Origin of the sequence: Nocardioides sp., assembly GCF_025965415.1 — a bacterium.
GTDB lineage: Bacteria > Actinomycetota > Actinomycetes > Propionibacteriales > Nocardioidaceae > Nocardioides.
Genome location: NZ_JAOPWY010000192.1, coordinates 13,363 through 32,322 on the forward strand (window position 1 = coordinate 13,363; position 18,960 = coordinate 32,322).

Here is an 18,960-nt window from a genome sequence, read left to right on the forward strand (position 1 = left end):
CACCCTAGAACGGAGCACCCCATGTGCCGAGCAGTCCGATGCAGGACCTGCCACAAGACCACTTGGGCCGGCTGCGGCCGGCACGTCGGCCAGGTCAGGGCCGGCGTGGCCGCGCAGGACTGGTGCAACGGCCAGCACTCGCCGGCGGAGAAGGCCGCGGCGGGCCCCGGCGGAGGATTCCTGTCGAGGCTGTTCGGCCGCTGACGCGGCTCCTGCTCAGCCGGCCCGCTCGCCGATGAGGGAGACGAACTCGTCGGCCATGCGCAGCTGGCGCACCAGAGCCTGACGCCGCTCGAGCGCCTCGTCGCGGATGCCCGCCAGACGATCGCGCGCGGCGGCGCCTTGCGCGGCGGTGACGTCCGGGGCGTCGAGCGACTCGAGGTCGCGCATGACGTCCTTCATCTGCTCCAGGCTGAATCCGAGGGGCTTCATGCGCCGGATCACGAGGATCTTCTGCACGTCGGCCTCGGTGTAGAGCCGGAACCCGCCGTCGGTGCGGCCGGAGGGGACGAGGAGGCCCACCTCCTCCCAGTGCCGCAGGCTGCGCAGCGAGAGCTCCGTGCGCGCGGCGACCTCGCCGATGTGCATGACCGCTTCCGAGCCGTCGCTGCCGATCACGTTCGTTCCCCTCACCGTCCGGGAAGACAACACTACCCTTACGTGAGGTTAGGGTTGCTGGTCGTGACGTCACCCCAGGTCCTCGAGCCCACCGTCCGCAACGCCCTGCGCTCCCCGCGGATGTTGCGCACCGAGGTCCTTGCGGGCCTCGTGGTCGCCCTCGCGTTGATCCCCGAGGCGATCTCGTTCTCCATCATCGCCGGGGTCGACCCGCGCGTCGGCCTGTTCGCCTCCTTCACGATGGCGGTCTCCGTCGCGTTCCTCGGCGGCCGGCCGGCGATGATCTCGGCGGCGACCGGGGCCATCGCCCTGGTCATCGCACCGGTCGTGCGCGAGCACGGCCTCGACCACCTCGTCGCCACCGTGCTCCTCGGCGGCATGCTGCAGGTCGTCCTCGGGCTCGCGGGGGTGGCCCGGCTGATGAGGTTCGTCCCACGCTCGGTGATGGTGGGCTTCGTCAACGCCCTGGCCATCCTGATCTTCCTGGCCCAGGTCCCGCACATGATCGACGTGCCGTGGCTGGTCTACCCGATGATCGCGATCGGCATCGCCGTGATCGTCGGGCTGCCGCGGGTCACCGACGTGGTGCCCGCTCCCCTCGTCGCGATCGTCGCCCTCACCGCCTTCACGCTGCTGGCCGCGATCAACGTCCCGACTGTCGGCGACGAGGGCGAGCTCCCCGAGAGCCTTCCCTCGCTCTTCTTCCCCGACGTGCCCATGACGCTCGAGACGCTGCGGATCATTGCGCCGTACGCCCTGGCGATGGCGCTCGTGGGGCTCCTCGAGTCCCTGCTGACCGCCAAGCTCGTGGACGACATCACCGACACGCGCAGCGACAAGACCCGCGAGGCGTGCGGACAGGGCGTGGCCAACATCGTCACGGGCTTCTTCGGCGGCATGGGGGGCTGCGCGATGATCGGCCAGACCATGATCAACGTGAAGGCCTCGGGGGCCCGCACCCGGATCTCCACCTTCCTCGCGGGCGTCTTCCTGCTCATCCTCGTCGTCGGCCTCGGCGACGTGGTGGCCCTCATCCCGATGGCTGCCCTCGTGGCCGTCATGGTCATGGTCTCGGTCGGCACCTTCGACTGGCACTCGATAAAGCCCCGCACCCTGCGCAGGATGCCCCGGTCGGAGACGGTGGTGATGGCCTCCACCGTCGTCGTCACCGTTCTCAGCCACAACCTCGCGATCGGGGTGGTCGTCGGCGTGCTCGTCGCGATGACGCTGTTCGCCCGTCGCGTCGCGCACCTGACCGAGACCCGTCGAGAGCTCGTCGAGGACCGCGGCGGCAGGCCGACCGCCGTCTACCACGTCACCGGTGAGCTCTTCTTCGCCTCCAGCAACGACCTCTACACGCAGTTCGACTACGCGACCGACCCCCGTGACGTGGTCATCGACCTCACCCGGTCACACATCTGGGACGCCTCCACCGTCGCGTCCCTCGATGCGATCACCACCAAGTACGCCCGCGCGGGCAAGACGGTCGAGATCATCGGTCTCGATGCCTCCAGCGCCGAGCGTCACCAGCGTCTCTCGGGGTCGCTCCCGTCCCACTGACCCGGGCTCAGGCGTGGTACGCCGACCGGTGGGCACGCGGACTGGCGAGGAGCACCGGGCAGGTCGCCTCGCGGAGCACCGCCCGGGCCACCGGCCCGATGTGCGAGCCGACGGGGACGAGCGGGTCGTGCCGCCCGATCACGAGCAGCTGGGCGCCAGCGCAGGCCTCGAGGATCGCCTCGACGGCGCGTCCGGGGTGCACGACCACGTCCGCCTCGATCGCCACCGACTCGTCGCCCAGTGCGTCGAGCGCGGCCCGCACCTCGGCGCGCGACCGGTCGGCCCAGCGGTGGTGCTCGCCCGGGTCGATGACCATGCCCTCGTGCACGGGCAGCGCCCAGGAGTGCACGACGCGGAGCGCGGCGCCGCGCGCGCGGGCCTCGGCCGCTGCGGCCGAGAGCACCTCCGACGCACGCTCGGGGACGTCGACACCGGCCACGACGACCGCAGGACCTTCGGGGGTGGTCCAGCCGCTGGGCACGGCGACGACGGGGACGCGCAGGTGTGCGGCGACCCCACCGGCGACGGTCCGGTTGACGATCCTCGCCACGCGGGAGAGGTGGCGGTGCTCGAGCACGACCATCCGCGCCGTACGACCCGCCTCGACCAGCGCCGGCACCGGCGCCCCGTGCTGGAGCTCGTGGGTGACCGGCACGGCACCGTCGACCAGGTCCTCGGCCCGCTTGACGGCCGAGGCGAGGATCTCGCCTCCCCAGGCGTCGGCGTCGACCGAGGTCACCAGGATGTTCTCGGGGCCGGCGGGCACCACGTGGACGGCGTGGACGAGGTGCAGTCCGCACCCGGCCCGGGTCGCCTCCGCCGCGGCGAACTCCAGCGCCGCGTCGACCTCCTCCGGGCCGACGCCGACGACGATCGGTCGCCCGTGCGGCTCGGTGGCTGACGGGGTGGGGGTCGGGACTACTGACACGTCGGTCATGACGTTCTCCTCTGCTGGTCGGGCACCTCCACTGTCCGCCGCCGGGCCCCTCGCACGAAGGGTCCTTGGGCCTGACAGGTGACGGCAAAGGGCCCTGCTGCTAGACCCCGCCGGGCCGAGGTCTGCACCGTCGCGGGGCGGCGTGCACGCGAGGGTCTACGTTGGGCCGGTGAATTCCGGCAACGCCAACAACAGCTATGACGTCGTGGTGGTCGGCGGCGGCCACAACGCCCTGGTCAGCGCCGCCTACCTCGCCCGCGCCGGCCTGTCGGTCGTGGTGCTCGAGCGCCTGGACCACACCGGCGGCGCCGCCGTCTCCGTCGAGCCGTTCGCCGGGCAGCCGGCCCGGCTCTCGCGCTACTCCTACCTCGTGAGCCTGATGCCGGAGCAGCTGATGGCCGACCTGGGCCTCGACGTCCGCCTGGTCTCGCGCACCACGGCGTCGTACACCCCCTGGACGCGCGGCGAGCGCTCCGGCGGTCTGCTCGTCGAGCGACCCGAGGGCGAGACGACGCGGGCGTCGTTCCGCGACCTGACCGGGGGCGACGAGGAGTACGCCGCCTGGCAGGCGTTCTACGCCGAGGTCGGCCGGCTCGCCGAGGTCGTCGCGCCGACGCTCATGCAGCCGCTCCCCCTCGAGCGCGAGGTGCGGGCACTGGTCGACGAGCGGATCTGGACCGACGTCGTGGCCGAGCCGCTCGGGCGCACGATCCTGTCGCGCTTCACCGACGACACGGTCCGCGGCGTGGTCGCCACCGACGCGCTGATCGGGACCTTCGCGTCGATGGAAGACCCCTCGCTGATCCAGAACCGCTGCTTCCTCTACCACGTCATCGGCAACGGCACCGGCGAGTGGCGGGTGCCCGTCGGCGGGATGGGAGCGGTCACCGACGCACTCGCGAAGGCCGCCGTGGAGGCGGGTGCCGAGATCGTCACCGGGGCCGGCGTCAGCGCCATCTCGCCCGGTCCCGACGGCGCCGAGGTGATCTGGCACGACGGCGTCCGCGAGCACTCGGTGACGGGTCGCCGCGTGCTGTCGGGCGTCGCCCCGTGGGTGCTGCGGATCCTGCTCGGGGAGGGTGAGGACAGCGAGCACAAGCCCGCCGGCTCCCAGCTCAAGATCAACTTCCTGCTCGACCGGCTGCCCGCGCTGAAGTCCGGCGTCGACCCCGAGGTCGCCTTCGCCGGCACCCTCCACCTCGCCGAGGACTACACCCAGCTGGAGGCGGCGTACGCCGCTGCCGTCGGCGGCGCGGTGCCCGACCCGATGCCGGGCGAGGTCTACTGCCACAGCCTCAGCGACCCCTCGATCCTCGGCGACCGCGCGGGGTCGGCGCACACGCTGACCTACTTCGGTCTGCACACGCCCGCCGGGCTCTTCGACGCCGACCCCGGCGCGCGCGAGACCGCCACCCGGCGCGCGCTGGCCTCGCTCAACGCCGTCCTCGCCGAGCCGATCGAGGACTGCCTCGCCACGGACGCCGAGGGCCGTCCCTGCCTCGAGGCGAAGATCCCGCAGGACATCGAAAAGGACCTCGCGATGCCCGGTGGCCACATCTTCCACGGCGACCTCGAGTGGCCCTGGTCCCCCAACCGGGCCCGCCTCGACACGCCCGCCCAGCAGTGGGGCGTGCAGACCGAGCACGACACCGTGCTGCTGTGCGGGTCGGGCGCGCGGCGCGGCGGCGCGGTCTCCGGGCTGGGTGGGCACAACGCCGCCCAGGCGGTGCTGGCCGACCTCTGAGCGGAGCCGGACCTCGATTTCGTGCGCCGGACACGACGGGGTAATGTTCTACTCGCTTCACCGCACGCGCCATTAGCTCAATTGGCAGAGCAGCTGACTCTTAATCAGCGGGTTCGGGGTTCGAGTCCCTGATGGCGTACAGAGGCACCGCAGTCCAGAGGCCCTCTCCCTTCCCCGGGAGAGGGCCTCTGGCGTGTGCGGGGTCGACCGTCGTCCCGGGCGCGATCCGAGGGCGCACTCCCTTGCCAGGTCGATCTCCTGTCCGTCCCGCATCCGGCGCCCCACGAGGAGCGAGCCGTCGACGTTGCCCGCGACATCCTCGCCGGTAAACTCGTACTGGAGTCGGACGCATGATGACGAGCGGGACCTGGTCCCCTTTCCTCGGCGGTCCAGGTGGTTCGGGCCAGGCTCCCGAGGGAGGGGAACGACCGCACGATGACGAGCATCGCGGCGGACCAGCTGGCACGGGTCCTCGTCGAGGTCGCCGACACCCTCATCGACGAGTTCGACCTGATCGACTTCCTGCAGCGGGTGACGACCCACGCATCGGACCTGGTCGGCGCCGGGATCTGCGGGCTGATGCTCGCCGACCACCGCCGCCGGCTCCAGCTGATGGCGTCCTCGGACGAGCGGGTCGAGATGCTCGAGCTGTTCCAGGTGCAGACACAGGAGGGTCCGTGCCAGGACTGCTTCCACACCGGGAGACCCGTCGCCGTCGCGAACCTCCGCGACGCCGAGGACCGGTGGCCGCACTTCGCGCCGCTGGCGCTCGAAGCCGGCTTCAACGCGATCCACGCCTTCCCCATGCGGCTGCGGGGACAGGCGATCGGCGCCCTCAACATGTTCGCGGTCGACGCCGGCCCCATGCAGGAGTCCGATGTCCGGGTCGTGCAGGCCCTGGCGGACATCGCGACCATCGCGCTGCTGCAGGAGCGGGCGGTCACGCGTGCCGAGGTGCTCAGTGAGCAGCTCCAGTCCGCGCTCAACAGCCGCATCGTGATCGAGCAGGCCAAGGGATACCTCGCCCAGGTGCACGGCGAGAGCCCGGACGAGGCCTTCGCACGGATGCGCACCTACTGCCGGCGTCACGGGCTCCGGCTGGGCCAGGTGGCGTCGGGTGTCACCACCGAGCCGGACACCCTGCCCGAGCTGACCCGGCCACCTGCCGGCTGACCGCGACGGACCGGGTCCGCGCGGCCCTTCAGTTCTCGGGGGATGTCTGTTTCACTGGAGAGACAGCCCCAGACCCGGCAGCGCAGAAGGTCGACCGCGCGGTCAGGGGTGGGAGCAATGGACGTCCACACGACAGCCGTCCTGCCACGACCCCGGTTCGACCGGGACGTGAGCGACACGCAGCGCTCCCTGAGGGTCGACGCCACGCTGCTGGTCTGCCTGCTGCGCGACTTCGACGACGCCAGCATCACCGTGGTCGACGACGCGGGGGCCGTCGCGAGCTGGGCACGGGTCGGCGACCTGGCCTCCCCGTTGGACCACCTGCAGCACGACGCGGGCGAGGGTCCGTGCCTCGACGCCCTGCGGGACGGTCGGCTCGTGCTGGCTCCGCGCATCCGGCACGACGGCCGCTGGCCGGCGTACGTCGCGGCGGGGGTGGGGATCGGGCTCCGGTCGCAGCTGGCGATGCCCGTGCGCTGGCGCGACGACATGCTGCTGGGTGCGCTGAACCTGTACTCGACCACCCATGACGACATCGACGCCTCCGCTCCGGTCGTGGCGGGTGTGGTCGCTGGCCAGGTCGGGCGCTCCCTGGCCAGCTTCCGCGAGATCGAGGCGCTGGACCGCGCGCTGGCCGAACGCACCGTCATCGGACAGGCATGCGGGTTGGTCATGGGGAGGCTCGACCTCGACCCCGACCACGCCTTCGAGCACCTACGCCGTCGCGCCGCCGCGCAGGGCCGCGCGCTCGTCCTGGTCGCCCAGGAGATGGTGCTGACGTCTGACCCGCGCCCCGGGTAAGCCCCCCGTCCCCCGGGTGCGCACAAGCCGAGAGCCGGTCCTCATGGACCGGCCCTCGGTGTTCGTGCGTGCGGGAACTACTTCGTGAAGAGGCTGACTCCACCCGGGCCGACCAGGAGGCCGACGATGATGAGGACGATGCCCCAGAGCATCTGGCCCCGGACCAGCGAGACGATGCCGGACACCACGAGGATGACGGCAAGGATCCACAGCAACAGCGCCATGACGTGCTCCCTTCGATTGGAGCCCTCAACGTAGCCATCGCGAGGTGCGGCGGGAAATCGCCCACACCCTTTCGGAGGGCGGGTCTCACCCCTCCCGGCGGCCCTCCTCGCGCAGGAGCGGAGGCGTGAAGCTGTCCGGCCGGAAGCCGGTCTTGTCGGCGTAGAAGTCGCGGACGGCGTCCATGTCGGCGCGCACGTCACCGGTCGGGTGGAAGGTCGGACCCCAGCCGACGGTGCGCGAGGGCACGTCGAGAAAGGCCAGGGTGATCGGCAGTCCGGTCTGCTGAGCGATCCGGTAGAAGCCGGACTTCCAGTACTCCCCGCGCGAGCGGGTGCCCTCCGCCGCGATGCCGATCAGCCAGGGGTCGTCGCCCTCGGACTCGGCGAGCAGCTCCTTGATGGTGGTCGCCGGGTTCGTCCGGTCCAGCTTCACCGCGCCGGTCCGGCGCAGCAGCCAGCCCAGGGGTCCGACGAAGAGCTCCTGCTTGACCAGCAGGCGGATCGTGATGCCGTAGGACCAGGCCAGGAGCATGGTCAGCACCCAGTCCCAGTTGGACGTGTGGGGAGCGCCCACCAGCACCCCGCGGTCGGGCACCTCGCCGACCGCCTTCCAGCGGACGGCGCGCAGGACGAGGCGGGCGAATCTACGACGAAGCACGGGCTCGTCCCTTCTTGAGCTCGCGCCCGAGGTCCCACAGGTAGTGGTCGAAGTCGACCTCCATGGTGTGCCGGGGCGAGGCGTAGAACTGCTGGGTGTCGCGCTCGTGCTCCGCCGCCATCTGGCGCCGGATCACGGAGTCGGACGGGGGGACGTAGTCGCCGGCGAGCGTCTCGGCGATCCACTTCGCCTGGGCCTCGGCCAGCGGCATCACGGCACCGATGGGCTGCAGGAGACCGACGAAGTAGAGCCCCGGGAGGCCGGGGTGCACTGCGCGCTTCCACAGCGGCAGGTCGTTGTCGCGCGCGGCGATGAGCTCGGGGGCGAGAAAGGGGAAGCTGACCTTGTAGCCGGTGGCCCACACGATCAGGTCCGCCGGGGCGGTGCTGCCGTCGACGAAGACGACCCGGTCGCCCTCGAGCCGCTCGATCGCGGGCCGTGCCGTGACGGCACCGGCGGCGAGGCGCTCGCGGATCCGCTCCGACTGGACCGGGTGTGACTGGCCGGGCTTGTGGCTGGGTGCCGGGAGGCCGTACGTGGTCATGCTGCCGGCGGTCAGCGCCCCGATGCGCAGGCGAAGGGCGGTCACCCACCAGGGCACCCAGCCGGGGGGCAGCAGGCCCTGGTCGCTCGGCCTGCCGAGGAAGAACTTGCGCAGCACCCACTCCGTACGCCGCACGGACCACGTCGTCGTCCGCGCCCGGAAGGACGACTCGACGACGATGTCCATCGCCGAGTTGCCGGCGCCGACGACGACCACGTCGCGGCCCTCGAGCTGGTCGCCGGAGCGGTGGTCGTGGGCGTGGATCTGCTCGCCGTCGAAGGTGCCGGGGTAGGCGGGTTCGGGCCAGCGTGGGTCCCAGTGGTGGCCGTTGGCGACCAGCACGGCGTCGTACGTCCGCGTCTCGGTGCCGCCCGGACCGCTGATCCGGACGTCCCAGCGGCCGTCGGCGGAGGGCGAGACGTCCTCGACGGTCGTGTCGAAGGTGATCGTGTGGCGGAAGCCGAAGTGCTCGACGTACTGCTCGAAGTAGGCGTGGACCTGGTCGTGGCGGGCGTAGGGCGGGTAGTCCTCCGGCATCGGGAAGTCGGAGTAGGCCATGCGCGGGCACGAGGTGTTGATCTCGAGGGAGTCGTAGCACGCGGACTGGCCGTTGGAGTTGTCGAAGACCCACGTCCCGCCGATGTCGCTGCCCAGCTCGAAGCAGTCGAACCCGATGCCGGAGAGGTAGAGGTTCTTGGCCGCGGCGATGCCCGACGAGCCGGCCCCGATCACGCACGCGCGGGGCAGGGAGTCGTCGACCGGCACGGGCGCTGTCACCGCCGGGACGCGGTGCGACTGCTTCACGAGGTAGGCCACCAGCACTCCTTCACGCGTCGGTGCTTCAGAGGTAGAGCCCGGTCGAGCCGGGGTCGAGCCGCTCGGCCGCGACCGCGTGGACATCACGCTCGCGCATGACGACGTAGACCTCGCCCTGCACCTCGACCTCGGCCTTGTCCTCGGGGTCGAAGAGCACCTTGTCGCCGACCTCGACGGCCCGGGCGTGCGGCCCGACCGCGATCACCCGCGACCACGCCAGCCGGCGCGCACCCATCGCGGCCGTGGCGGGGATGACGATGCCGCCGGACGACCGCCGCTCGCCCGCCTCCTGGTCGACCTCGACCAGCAGGCGGTCGTGCAGCATCTTGATCGGCGCGGTGCTCAGCGGGCGACCTTGCGGACGACGGCCAGCAGGACGATGGCGCCGACGACGGCGCCGGCGACCTTGAGGATGTTGTCGGTGCGCGGGGCCCCGGTGTCGAGGTCCACGAAATGCGACTTCACCGTCGTCACCTGGCGCCCGACGATGGTCTTGGGGTGGGCGCGGTGCGCGAGCTGGTCGATGGTCGACGCGAGGCGCTGGCGCGTCTCCTCGATCTCGCGCTCGAGCGCGGTCATGTCCTGGGTCACGCGGGCAGGCTATCAATGCGCCGGGGATCGAAGCCCCACGGCAGCTCCAGCCGGTGGGCGGCCATCAGCGCCTCGTCGGTGAGCACGTCGAAGGTCGGCCGGTCGGCCACCACGACGCCCTCGCTCAGCACCACGCTGCGGGGGCAGAGCTCGAGCGCGTAGGGCAGGTCGTGGGTCACCATCAGCACCGTCACGTCGAGGCTGCGCAGGATGTCGGCGAGCTCGCGGCGCGAGGCGGGATCGAGGTTGGAGGACGGCTCGTCGAGCACCAGGATCTCCGGCTCCATCGCCAGCACGGTGGCGACCGCGACGCGGCGGCGCTGGCCGTACGACAGGTGGTGCGGCGGCCGGTCGACGAAGTCGGCCATGCCGACCCGCTCCAGCGACTCCATCACCCGTCGGTCGAGCGCGGCGCCCTGGAGCCCGAGGTTGGCCGGGCCGAAGGCGACGTCCTGGCGGACGGTGCCGAGGAACAACTGGTCGTCGGGGTCCTGGAAGACGATGCCGACCCGGCGACGGATCTCCTTCAGGTGCTTCTTCACCACGGGCAGGCCGCTGACCGAGACCGTGCCGCGGCCGTGCCCCCCGGACTCGGCGCTGAGGATGCCGTTGAGGTGCAGCACGAGGGTCGTCTTGCCGGCGCCGTTGGGCCCGAGGAGCGCGACCCGCTCGCCCTCGTGGACGTGGAGGTCTAAGCCGAAGAGGGCCTGGTGGCCGTCGGGATAGGCGAACGCGAGGCCGCGGACGTCGAGGACCGGGGTGCTCACCGGGCGTCCTCCGTCCGGGGCAGCCTGCCGTCGTAGCCGCGCGACAGCATGGCCAGGTGCACGCGCTCGCCGCGCTCGTAGGACCGGATGAAGAGCGCCCCCAGCGACCGCGCCAGGACCGGCCAGTGCCGCGGCGAGCGCGGGTCGCAGCCGCGCGAGCGCAGGGCGGTCATCATCCGGGTCAGCTCGGCGGTGACGACGTCGAGGTAGCGGATCATGAAGCCCATGATCTGCACGATCAGGTCGGGCATCCGCAGCCGCTGGAGCCCGCGCAGCAGGTCCTGGGGCTCGGTCGTGGCGGCGAGCGTGAGCGAGGCGAGCACGCCCAGGGTGCCCTTGACGAGCAGCGCGATGCCCGCGTGCAGGCCGGGCTCGGAGACGGTGATGCCGAGGACCTCGGTGCGTGGGCCGTGGGAGATGAACGGCACGAGGACGGCGAAGAGGGCGAACGGGAGCTCGATCACCATGCGGGGCGCGAGGTAGGCCACCGGCACCCGGGACAGCGCGACCACCGACAGCAGGACGAGCGCCTCGACGGCGTACGCCGCGGGCCAGGAGCGGGGCGTGGCCACCACGACCAGCATGAACCCGACCAGGGCCAGCAGCTTGAGGTGTGCGGGCGCGCGGTGGACCGCGCTGTGGCCGTGGAAGAAGAGCCGGTGTCCGTGCCCCGCGCCCATCAGCCCCTGCTGCCCGCGTGGTCGGCGGGCTCGTCGTCCCGGCCGACTGGCCGGTCGTCCCGCGTGGCGCCCCGGCGGCGCAGCGCCCAGAACAGGCCGGTGCTGAGCCCGAGCATGACCAGCACGCCGACCACGCCGGCGAGGCCGCCGCTGAGCCGGCCGTCGTCCACACCCTTCGTCGTGTAGCCGGCGAACGGGCTGTCGGACGCGCTGTGGGGCTTCTCGGCGTCGCTGAAGCCGGTCTCCTGCGCGACGTAGGCGAGGCCGTCGGGGTGGGCGCTGGCGTAGTAGCTCGCCACACCCGCCACGAGGAGGGAGAGCAGGAGGAAGGAGACGAAGAAGGCGCGGTTGGAAGGTCGCTTCACGGGGCCGCGACCTCCGGGGTGCGGATCTCGAGGTCGCGGGAGGCGACGAGCGGACGAGCACCGCGGACGAGGTCGGGCCGGGTTGCCACGACGCTGGCGACGACGAGGCCGGTCACCGCCGCCTCACCGAGGCCGATCAGCGTGTGCCAGCCGAGCATCGCGACGAGCACGGCCTGGAGGTCGACCGGTGCCGTGCCGCCGACAGCGAAGAGCCCCGTGAAGGCGAGCGCCGCGACGGGCACGCTCACGAAGGCGGCGACCGCGGCGCTCGACGCGACCCTGGAGGTCCGGGCGGGCAGGAGGCGTCGCAGCACCACGAAGACGCCCCACCCGACGCCGACGGTGACCAGGCCCATCAGCGTGATGTTGGTGCCCAGCGCGGTGATCCCGCCGTCGGCCATCAGCAGGCCCTGCACCAGCAGCACCACCGCCATGCAGAGGATCGCGGTCCAGGGACCCACGAGCACCGCAGCGAGCGCGCCGCCCATGAGGTGGCCGCTGGTGCCGGCGCCCACCGGGAAGTTGATCATCTGGGCGGCGAAGACGAACGTCGCGACCAGGCCCGCCATCGGCGCCGTACGGTCGTCGAGCTCGCGACGCGCACCGCGCAGAGCTAGGGCCACCCCGGCAGCGGCCACGGCCCCGGTGGTCACCGAGGTCGGGGCGTCGAGGAAGCCGTCAGGCACGTGCACGTCGTCTGCTCCGGATCTGGTTGGCTGGTGGGGGACTGTTTGATGTCTGGTGGCCGACCCGGATCCCCCGATCCCGTGCCAGCACACCCCGACCTTATTGCAAACTCCTTGCAACAACCACACCGACCCAGCCCTCGCGTCCTCCAGGAGCCTCCATGTCCGACCGCCTCGCCGCCGGCGACACCGCACCCGACTTCACCCTCACCAGCGACACCGAGGAGCAGGTGACGCTCTCGGACCTGCGCGGCAAGAAGGTGATCGTCTACTTCTACCCGGCGGCGATGACGCCCGGCTGCACCACGCAGGCCTGCGACTTCTCCGAGTCGCTCGACTCGCTGCGCGGCGCGGGCTACGAGGTCCTCGGCGTGTCCAAGGACAAGCCCGCCAAGCTCGCGAAGTTCCGCGAGCGCGACGCGCTGACCCTCACGCTGCTCTCCGACGAGGACCTCACGGTGCACCGGGCCTACGGCGCCTACGGCACCAAGAAGCTGTACGGCAAGGAGGTCGAGGGCGTCCTGCGCTCCACCTTCGTCATCGACGAGGCCGGCACGATCGAGCTCGCCCAGTACAACGTGAAGGCCACCGGGCACGTGTCGAAGCTGCGCCGGGACCTGGGGCTCGCCTGACCGACCGTGGGGCCTCCGCCCCGCAGTCGCCAACTCACGAGTTGGCTGACCAACTGGCGAGTTGGCGGCGACACCTCGCGACGGCGGCGCGCAGCCCGGGAGGGTCGTCGTCCGGACGGGACGCTCGGAGAACTACGCTGGTCCGGCCAGCCGGAGTGGTGGAACAGGCAGACACGCACGGTTTAGGTCCGTGTGCCCCAGGGCGTGCGGGTTCGACTCCCGCCTTCGGCACGCACGCGTCTCGCGCGTTCGTCCCCATGTGACCCCCGTCACCACTAGGGTCCGCGCATGGACTCAGCGCTGACCACCGTCGGACTGCCCCTCGCCCTCGCGATCATCATGTTCGGGCTGGGCCTGGACCTGACGATCGCCGACTTCCGCCGCGTGGGTCGGGCACCCAGGGCCGTCGGCGTCGCGCTGGCCTGCCAGGTCGTGCTGCTGCCGGCGGTCTGCTTCGGCCTCGTCGTGCTCTTCGACCTGCCCGCGCTGCTGGGCATCGGCATGCTGCTGCTCGCGGCCTCGCCGGGCGGCACGACGGCCAACCTCTTCAGCCACCTCTTCCGCGGCGACGTGGCGCTCAACATCACGCTGACGGCGATCAACACCGTCATCGCGGTCGTCACCCTGCCGCTGATCACCGGTCTCGCGATCGCCTACTACGACCGCCAGGACGACGTGACGATGCCGCTGGTCGAGATCGTCAAGGTGTTCGCGCTGATCCTGCTCCCCGTGGGGATCGGGATGCTGGTGAACGACCGGGCACCCGGGTTCGCACGCCGCATGGACAAGCCGGTGCGGATCGGCTCGGCGGTGATCCTCGCGATCCTGGTCGTCGGGATCCTGCTCGACCAGCTCGAGAGCGTCGGCGACTACGTCGCCGACGTCGGCCTGATCGCCGCCCTGTTCTGCGCGATCAGCCTGCTCGTCGGCTACGTCGTGCCGAAGGCCTTCGGCGTCACCGGCCCGCAGGCCATCGCCTCGTCGATGGAGGTCGGCGTGCACAACGCCACCCTCGCGATCTTCGTGGCGGTCGAGGTGCTCGACGAGGTCGAGATCTCGGTGCCGGCCGCGGTCTACTCGCTGATCATGTTCCTCTTCGCAGCGCTCTGGGGCATGTGGGTCTCGCGCCGGGTCGCCGACCGCGAGGCCGTGTCAGCCTGAGGCCAGGTCCGCGGCGACGTACGGCGCCAGCTCGCGCAGCGCGCGGCCGCGGTGGGAGATGCGGTCCTTCTCCGCCGGCTCGAGCTCGGCGGAGGTGAGGCCCTCGTCGGCGTGCTCGTCGGCCACGAAGACCACGTCGTAGCCGAAGCCGCCGCTCCCCCGCACCTCGCGGATGATCCGGCCGTCCATCCGGCCCTCGACGACGCGCTCGCGCCCCTCGGGCTGCACCCACGCCACGGCGCACGCGAAGTGCGCGCCCCGGCGCTCGTCCGGTACGTCGTCGAGCTGGGCGAGCAGGAGGTCGTTGTTGCGCTCGTCCGACTTCGGTGGTCCCGACCACCGCGCCGACAGCACGCCCGGCATGCCGTTGAGGGCGTCGACGCACAGCCCGCTGTCGTCGGCGACCGACGGCAGCCCGGTCGCGGCGACACCGGCCCGCGCCTTGAGCAGCGCGTTGCCGGCGAAGGTGGGCTGGTCCTCGACCGGCTCGACGTACCCCTCGATGTCGCCGATCCCGAGCACCTCGATGTCGGGCACGTGCTCGGCCAGGATCCGCTGCATCTCGAGGATCTTCTTGGCGTTGGCCGAGGCCAGGAAGATCCGGGTCACCGGGCGAGCGCCTCGTGCTGGAGGCGCGTCAGGTCGGCGCAGCCCTTGCCGGCCAGGTCGAGGAGCGCGTCGAGCTCGGCGCGGTCGAAGGCGGCGCCCTCGGCGGTGCCCTGCACCTCGACGAACGTGCCCTCGCCGGTCATCACGACGTTCATGTCGGTCTCGGCGCGCACGTCCTCGACGTAGGGCAGGTCGAGGCGCGGCACGCCGTCGATGATCCCGACGCTGACCGCGGCCACCGATCCGGTGAGCGGCTCCCCGGTGAGCGCACCGTTGGCCCGCAGGTGCGCGACGGCGTCGGCCAGGGCGACGTACGCGCCGGTGATCGCCGCGGTGCGGGTGCCGCCGTCGGCCTGGAGCACGTCGCAGTCGAGCACGATCGTGTTCTCGCCGAGGGCCTGGTAGTCGATGACGGCGCGCAGCGAACGGCCGATCAGGCGCGAGATCTCGTGGGTGCGGCCGCCGATGCGGCCCTTGACCGACTCCCGGTCCGAGCGCGTGTTGGTCGAGGCGGGGAGCATCGCGTACTCGGCGGTGACCCAGCCCAGGCCCGACCCCTTGCGCCAGCGCGGCACGCCCTCCGAGGCGGACGCCGCACACAGCACCTTGGTGCCGCCGAACTCGATCAGCACGGAGCCCGCGGCGTGGTCGAGCCAGTTGCGGGTGATGGTGATGGGGCGGAGCTCGTCGTCGGCTCGGCCGTCTGCGCGGGGTGCGGAAGTCATGGCACGACCCTAGAGCCCCGGGAACGGCCCAGCCGGGCCCGGTCACCCCCGTGAGAGACCGGACCCGGCTGCAAGGTCCCTACCCCGTGGGGACGCTTGATGCGCGGCACCCCACGCCGCGCAACTCCCTCCACGCGGTGGTGACTCCATCGTCGCGCGGGTGCGCGGTCCGCCGCATCCCCCATGAGGTGGTAATCGGTGCGACCAAAGTAGGAGCACGGCTCGTTAACCTGATCCGCGTGGAGACCCGTCCGAGCCTCTCGGAGACCCAGCCGGAGCTGACCTGGGTCTCCCACGCATGGCGCTATGCGCTGTGCCTGGTCATCTCGGTGGCGGTGTGGCAGTCGATCGCAGCCCTGGAGTGGCGCGAGCACCGGACGCTCTTCTTCACCGAGCTGGCCCTCGGCGCCGCCGCCTACGTCCTGGTGTGGTTCCGCCGCCGCGCACCCGTGCGCATCGCCCTCGTGATCGCCGCGATGAGCGCCCTGTCGGGGATCGCGGCGGGCCCCGCCACCCTCGCGGCCGTCTCCGTCGCCACCCGACGCGTCAGCTGGCAGGTCCTGGTCGTCGGCGTGGCCAACTTCGTCGCCGCCCAGACCTACACGACCCTCGCGCCGTTCGAGGACAACCACCCGATCATCACCACGGCGGTCAACGTCGCGGTCAACGCGGGGATGATGGGCTGGGGCCTCTACCTCGGCTCACGTCGCGAGATCGTCTGGAACCTGCGCACCCGCGCCGAGCGGGCGGAGCGCGAGCAGGAGCTCCGCGTGGCCCAGGCCCGCTCCACCGAGAGGGCCAGGATCGCGCGCGAGATGCACGACGTGCTGGCCCACCGGATCACCCAGGTCTCCATGCAGGCCGGCGCCCTCGCGTTCCGCGACGACCTCGACAACGACCGGTTGCGCGAGGGGCTGAGCCAGATCCAGGGCCAGGCCAACGACGCGCTCCACGAGCTGCGTGACGTGCTCGGCGTGCTCCGCGAGGACGACCCCGGACCGCTCACCGCGCGCCCGCAACCGACGTACGACGACATCGCCGCGCTCGTCGAGGAGGCCCGCACCCTCGGCCTCGACATCGACTGGACCGACGAGGTCGACGACTCGACGCCGGTGCCGTCGGCCACGGGTCGCACCGTCTACCGCATCGTCCAGGAGGGCATCACCAACGTCCGCAAGCACGCCCCCGGCTCCGTCGTGGACATCCGGTCCTCGGGCGACCCGCGCTCGGGCATCCGCGTGGTGCTGGTCAACCCGGTCGGCGACGACCGGGCAGGCGCTCCCGGAGCGGGGCTGGGACTGATCGGGCTGCGAGAGCGCACCGAGCTGCGCGGCGGCCGGCTGGACCAGCGCACCGAGGACTCGACGTTCGTCCTGGAGGCGTGGCTACCGTGGTCAGCGTGATCCGGGTGCTGATCGTCGACGACGACCCGTTGGTCAGGTCGGCGTTGTCGCTGATGCTGGGCGGCCAGGCCGACCTCGAGGTGGTCGGCGAGGCCGGCAACGGCGCGGCCGGGCTGGCGCTCGTGACCGAGCTGGACCCCGACGTCGTGCTGATGGACATCCGGATGCCGGTCATGGACGGGCTCGAGGCCACCCAGGCCCTCCACCAGCGTCCCTCGCCCCCGTCGGTCGTCATCCTCACGACCTTCGACGCCGACGACCACGTCCTGCGTGCCGTCGCCGCGGGGGCTGACGGCTTCCTGCTCAAGGACACGCCGCCGGGAGACATCGTGCACGCGATCCGCACGGTGGCGGCGGGCGAGGCGATGCTGTCCCCCTCCGCGACCCGCAGCCTCGTCTCGCGCCTGCGCAGCGTCGCCCCGACGGACCGCTCCTCCACGGCCTCGGACCGGCTGACGGTCCTGACCGAGCGCGAGCTCGAGGTCGCGGTCTGCGTGGGCCGCGGGCTGAGCAACTCCGAGATCGCCTCGGAGCTCTACCTGTCGATCCCGACGGTGAAGTCGCACGTGTCGCGACTGCTGACCAAGCTCCACAGCACCAACCGGGTGCAGGTGGCCATGGTCGTCCACGACGCCGGCCTGGTCTGAGGGCTCACACGTCGTACGTCGCCCCGGCGCGGGCCAGCTCGACCGGACCCACCCACTCGGCGCGGGCCTCGGCCTCGGCGTCCGCGGCGTCGTGCCACGGCGGGACGTGGGTCAGCACGAGCCGCTCCACGCCGGCCACCGACGCCGTACGCCCGCAGTCTGCGCCGGTGAGGTGCAGGTCGGGCGGGTTGTCGTCCCCGGTCCGGAAGGACGCCTCGGCCAGGAGAAGGTGGGCGCCGGCCGCGACGTCGTCGAGGGCGGCGCAGGGGCCGGTGTCGCCTGAGTAGACGAGGGTGCGACCGCCGGCGGTGACCTTCAGCGCGAAGGCGGTGACGGGGTGGACGACCTGGTGCGCCTCGATGCGGAAGGGGCCGAGCTCGACCGGACCGTCGTACTCCTCGAAGGCGAACTCCTCGGTCATGCCCGGGTCGACCGGCAGGTCGTAGGCGCGCGCCATCCGCTCGGCCGTGCCGACGGGACCCCAGACCGGGATCCGCGGCTGCGGGCCGGTGGGGTGGTACTTGCGCATCACGTAGTAGCCGCAGAGGTCGAGGCAGTGGTCGGCGTGCAGGTGGCTGACGAAGACCGCGTCGATGCCCAGCGGGTCGGCGTAGCGGTGCAGCTGACCGAGTGCGCCGTTGCCGAGGTCGAGCAGGATCCGCCACGTGCGGCCGTCGTGCTCGGCCTCGAGGAGGTAGCAGCTCGCCGCCGACTCGGGACCGGGGTAGGACCCGGAGCAGCCGACGATGGTGAGCCTCACCAGCGGCCTCCGGCGAACTGGGTGGCGCTCAGCAGCTCGGTGCCGAGGAAGCGGCGACCGATGGTCGCGAAGTCCTCCGGGCTGCCGGTCGTCGAGAACGTGTAGGCGGCGTCGCCACCGTCGCGCATCAGGCCGGTGCCCGCCAGCATCTTGTAGACGTCCTTGGCACACTCCTCCGCCGAGCTCACGAGGGTGACCTCGTCCCCCATGACGTAGGAGATGACGCCGGTCAGCAGCGGGTAGTGGGTGCAGCCGAGGATGAGGGTGTCGACGCCGGCCGCGGCGAGCGGGTCGAGGTAGGCGTGGGCGGCCGCGAGCAGCTCGTCCCCGCCGGTGATCCCCTGCTCGACGAAGTCCACGAAGCCCGGGCACGCCTGGATGTGCAGGTCGAGGTGGGGCGCCGCAGCGAACGCGTCGTCGTACGCCATCGAGCTCGCGGTCGCGCGGGTGCAGATGACACCGACCTTGCGGTTGCGCGTGGCGGCCGCCGCACGGCGGGCGGCCGGGAGGATCACCTCGACGACGGGTACGTCGTAGCGCTCGCGGGCGTCGCGCAGCATCGCCGCGCTGGCGGAGTTGCACGCGATGACCAGCGCCTTGACGCCCTGGTCGTAGAGGTGGTCGAGGCACTCGAGGGCGTACTCGCGGACCTCGCCGATCGGCTTCTGCCCGTAGGGCTGGCGCGCCGTGTCGCCGAGGTAGACCACCGACTCGTGCGGCAGCTGGTCGATCACCGAGCGCGCGACCGTCAGGCCACCGAACCCGGAGTCGAAGATGCCGATCGGCGCGTCGGCGGTCATCCGCGGCGTGGGGGTCGGCACAGGCAGCAGGCTAGGCGCTCGGTGCGCCGCGGGTCACG

Annotated in this window: 24 protein-coding genes and 2 tRNA genes; 11 read left to right on the plus strand and 15 right to left on the minus strand. The window is 71.8% G+C overall.

All coding sequences use genetic code 11. The annotated features are described in order from the left end of the window. The first annotated feature begins 21 nt into the window (after positions 1-21). Complete coding sequence (locus JWN97_RS20375; RefSeq protein ID WP_297627415.1) at positions 22-204, plus strand: hypothetical protein; 183 nt, start codon at positions 22-24, stop codon at positions 202-204. Between the two features lie 12 nt (positions 205-216). Here JWN97_RS20375 and JWN97_RS20380 read toward each other — a convergent pair whose 3' ends face one another. After that, positions 217-618: a MerR family transcriptional regulator gene (locus JWN97_RS20380; RefSeq protein ID WP_297627418.1), complete on the minus strand. Its 402-nt coding sequence runs from the start codon at positions 616-618 to the stop codon at positions 217-219. 63 nt (positions 619-681) lie between these two features. Between JWN97_RS20380 and JWN97_RS20385 the strand changes: the two genes are divergently transcribed. Beyond that, complete coding sequence (locus tag JWN97_RS20385) at positions 682-2,178, plus strand: SulP family inorganic anion transporter (RefSeq protein WP_297627420.1); 1,497 nt, start codon at positions 682-684, stop codon at positions 2,176-2,178. A 7-nt stretch (positions 2,179-2,185) separates the two neighbouring features. Here JWN97_RS20385 and JWN97_RS20390 read toward each other — a convergent pair whose 3' ends face one another. After that, a complete protein-coding gene (locus JWN97_RS20390) occupies positions 2,186-3,115 on the minus strand; it encodes a universal stress protein (RefSeq protein WP_297627423.1) in 930 nt (309 codons plus the stop codon). 169 nt (positions 3,116-3,284) lie between these two features. Here JWN97_RS20390 and JWN97_RS20395 point away from each other — a divergent pair, with 169 nt between their 5' ends. The 4 genes from JWN97_RS20395 (at position 3,285) to JWN97_RS20410 (ending at position 6,833) form a co-directional block, all read left to right on the plus strand. Next, positions 3,285-4,859, plus strand: a complete 1,575-nt coding sequence (locus JWN97_RS20395; RefSeq protein ID WP_297627426.1) for an NAD(P)/FAD-dependent oxidoreductase — start codon at positions 3,285-3,287, stop codon at positions 4,857-4,859. Between the two features lie 66 nt (positions 4,860-4,925). Beyond that, positions 4,926-4,998, plus strand: a tRNA-Lys gene (locus JWN97_RS20400). Positions 4,999-5,294: 296 nt separating this feature from the next. Continuing rightward, the gene (locus JWN97_RS20405) at positions 5,295-6,032 is read left to right on the plus strand and encodes a GAF and ANTAR domain-containing protein (protein ID WP_297627429.1); all 738 of its coding nucleotides are present in this window, start codon (positions 5,295-5,297) and stop codon (positions 6,030-6,032) included. 168 nt (positions 6,033-6,200) lie between these two features. After that, a complete protein-coding gene (locus JWN97_RS20410; protein ID WP_297627432.1) occupies positions 6,201-6,833 on the plus strand; it encodes a GAF and ANTAR domain-containing protein in 633 nt (210 codons plus the stop codon). Positions 6,834-6,910: 77 nt separating this feature from the next. On the opposite strand, the gene JWN97_RS20415 is transcribed toward JWN97_RS20410, so the two are convergent. From JWN97_RS20415 to JWN97_RS20455, 9 genes are all read right to left on the minus strand, one after another. Next, positions 6,911-7,057, minus strand: a complete 147-nt coding sequence (locus JWN97_RS20415; protein WP_297627435.1) for a GPGG-motif small membrane protein — start codon at positions 7,055-7,057, stop codon at positions 6,911-6,913. An 85-nt stretch (positions 7,058-7,142) separates the two neighbouring features. After that, positions 7,143-7,715 carry a 1-acyl-sn-glycerol-3-phosphate acyltransferase gene (locus JWN97_RS20420; RefSeq protein ID WP_297627438.1) on the minus strand — a complete coding sequence of 191 codons (573 nt, stop codon included), beginning with the start codon at positions 7,713-7,715 and terminating at the stop codon, positions 7,143-7,145. Then, positions 7,702-9,075: an NAD(P)-binding domain-containing protein gene (locus JWN97_RS20425; RefSeq protein ID WP_297627441.1), complete on the minus strand. Its 1,374-nt coding sequence runs from the start codon at positions 9,073-9,075 to the stop codon at positions 7,702-7,704. The genes JWN97_RS20420 and JWN97_RS20425 overlap by 14 nt, the downstream gene beginning before the upstream one ends. A gap of 25 nt (positions 9,076-9,100) precedes the next feature. After that, positions 9,101-9,400, minus strand: a complete 300-nt coding sequence (locus JWN97_RS20430) for a co-chaperone GroES (protein WP_297627444.1) — start codon at positions 9,398-9,400, stop codon at positions 9,101-9,103. Positions 9,401-9,417: 17 nt separating this feature from the next. Further along, on the minus strand, positions 9,418-9,666 hold the full coding sequence (locus tag JWN97_RS20435; RefSeq protein ID WP_297627454.1) for a DUF3618 domain-containing protein: 249 nt from the start codon (positions 9,664-9,666) through the stop codon (positions 9,418-9,420). Beyond that, positions 9,663-10,433, minus strand: a complete 771-nt coding sequence (locus JWN97_RS20440; protein WP_297627456.1) for an ABC transporter ATP-binding protein — start codon at positions 10,431-10,433, stop codon at positions 9,663-9,665. Before JWN97_RS20440 ends, JWN97_RS20435 begins: the two co-directional genes overlap by 4 nt. Beyond that, the gene (gene cbiQ, locus JWN97_RS20445; RefSeq protein WP_297627460.1) at positions 10,430-11,113 is read right to left on the minus strand and encodes a cobalt ECF transporter T component CbiQ; all 684 of its coding nucleotides are present in this window, start codon (positions 11,111-11,113) and stop codon (positions 10,430-10,432) included. The genes JWN97_RS20440 and cbiQ overlap by 4 nt, the downstream gene beginning before the upstream one ends. Further along, positions 11,113-11,478, minus strand: coding sequence for a PDGLE domain-containing protein (locus JWN97_RS20450; protein ID WP_297627463.1), 366 nt, complete (start codon positions 11,476-11,478; stop codon positions 11,113-11,115). The genes cbiQ and JWN97_RS20450 overlap by 1 nt, the downstream gene beginning before the upstream one ends. Then, positions 11,475-12,164 (minus strand): energy-coupling factor ABC transporter permease, encoded by a 690-nt coding sequence (locus tag JWN97_RS20455; RefSeq protein ID WP_297627473.1) that lies wholly within the window; start codon positions 12,162-12,164, stop codon positions 11,475-11,477. The genes JWN97_RS20450 and JWN97_RS20455 overlap by 4 nt, the downstream gene beginning before the upstream one ends. Before the next feature lie 161 nt (positions 12,165-12,325). On the opposite strand from JWN97_RS20455, the gene bcp reads away from it, so the two are divergent. The 3 genes from bcp (at position 12,326) to JWN97_RS20470 (ending at position 13,957) form a co-directional block, all read left to right on the plus strand. After that, positions 12,326-12,796, plus strand: a complete 471-nt coding sequence (bcp, locus tag JWN97_RS20460; RefSeq protein WP_297627476.1) for a thioredoxin-dependent thiol peroxidase — start codon at positions 12,326-12,328, stop codon at positions 12,794-12,796. Positions 12,797-12,945: 149 nt separating this feature from the next. Next, a tRNA-Leu gene (locus tag JWN97_RS20465) sits at positions 12,946-13,027 on the plus strand. A gap of 57 nt (positions 13,028-13,084) precedes the next feature. After that, positions 13,085-13,957, plus strand: a complete 873-nt coding sequence (locus JWN97_RS20470; protein ID WP_297627479.1) for a bile acid:sodium symporter family protein — start codon at positions 13,085-13,087, stop codon at positions 13,955-13,957. Here the strand turns inward: JWN97_RS20470 and rdgB are convergent. Then, on the minus strand, positions 13,949-14,566 hold the full coding sequence (gene rdgB / locus JWN97_RS20475; RefSeq protein ID WP_297627481.1) for an RdgB/HAM1 family non-canonical purine NTP pyrophosphatase: 618 nt from the start codon (positions 14,564-14,566) through the stop codon (positions 13,949-13,951). The two genes, JWN97_RS20470 and rdgB, sit on opposite strands and share 9 nt — an antisense overlap. Then, positions 14,563-15,291 carry a ribonuclease PH gene (gene rph / locus JWN97_RS20480; protein WP_297627484.1) on the minus strand — a complete coding sequence of 243 codons (729 nt, stop codon included), beginning with the start codon at positions 15,289-15,291 and terminating at the stop codon, positions 14,563-14,565. The genes rdgB and rph overlap by 4 nt, the downstream gene beginning before the upstream one ends. Positions 15,292-15,530: 239 nt before the next feature. Between rph and JWN97_RS20485 the strand changes: the two genes are divergently transcribed. Both JWN97_RS20485 and JWN97_RS20490 read left to right on the plus strand, forming a co-directional pair. Next, positions 15,531-16,694, plus strand: a complete 1,164-nt coding sequence (locus tag JWN97_RS20485; RefSeq protein ID WP_297627487.1) for a histidine kinase — start codon at positions 15,531-15,533, stop codon at positions 16,692-16,694. After that, the gene (locus tag JWN97_RS20490; protein WP_297627490.1) at positions 16,691-17,341 is read left to right on the plus strand and encodes a response regulator transcription factor; all 651 of its coding nucleotides are present in this window, start codon (positions 16,691-16,693) and stop codon (positions 17,339-17,341) included. Before JWN97_RS20485 ends, JWN97_RS20490 begins: the two co-directional genes overlap by 4 nt. A gap of 4 nt (positions 17,342-17,345) precedes the next feature. Here JWN97_RS20490 and JWN97_RS20495 read toward each other — a convergent pair whose 3' ends face one another. Beyond that, positions 17,346-18,101 carry an MBL fold metallo-hydrolase gene (locus JWN97_RS20495; protein WP_297627493.1) on the minus strand — a complete coding sequence of 252 codons (756 nt, stop codon included), beginning with the start codon at positions 18,099-18,101 and terminating at the stop codon, positions 17,346-17,348. After that, positions 18,098-18,901 carry a glutamate racemase gene (murI, locus tag JWN97_RS20500; RefSeq protein ID WP_297627636.1) on the minus strand — a complete coding sequence of 268 codons (804 nt, stop codon included), beginning with the start codon at positions 18,899-18,901 and terminating at the stop codon, positions 18,098-18,100. Before murI ends, JWN97_RS20495 begins: the two co-directional genes overlap by 4 nt. Positions 18,902-18,960 lie beyond the last annotated feature (59 nt).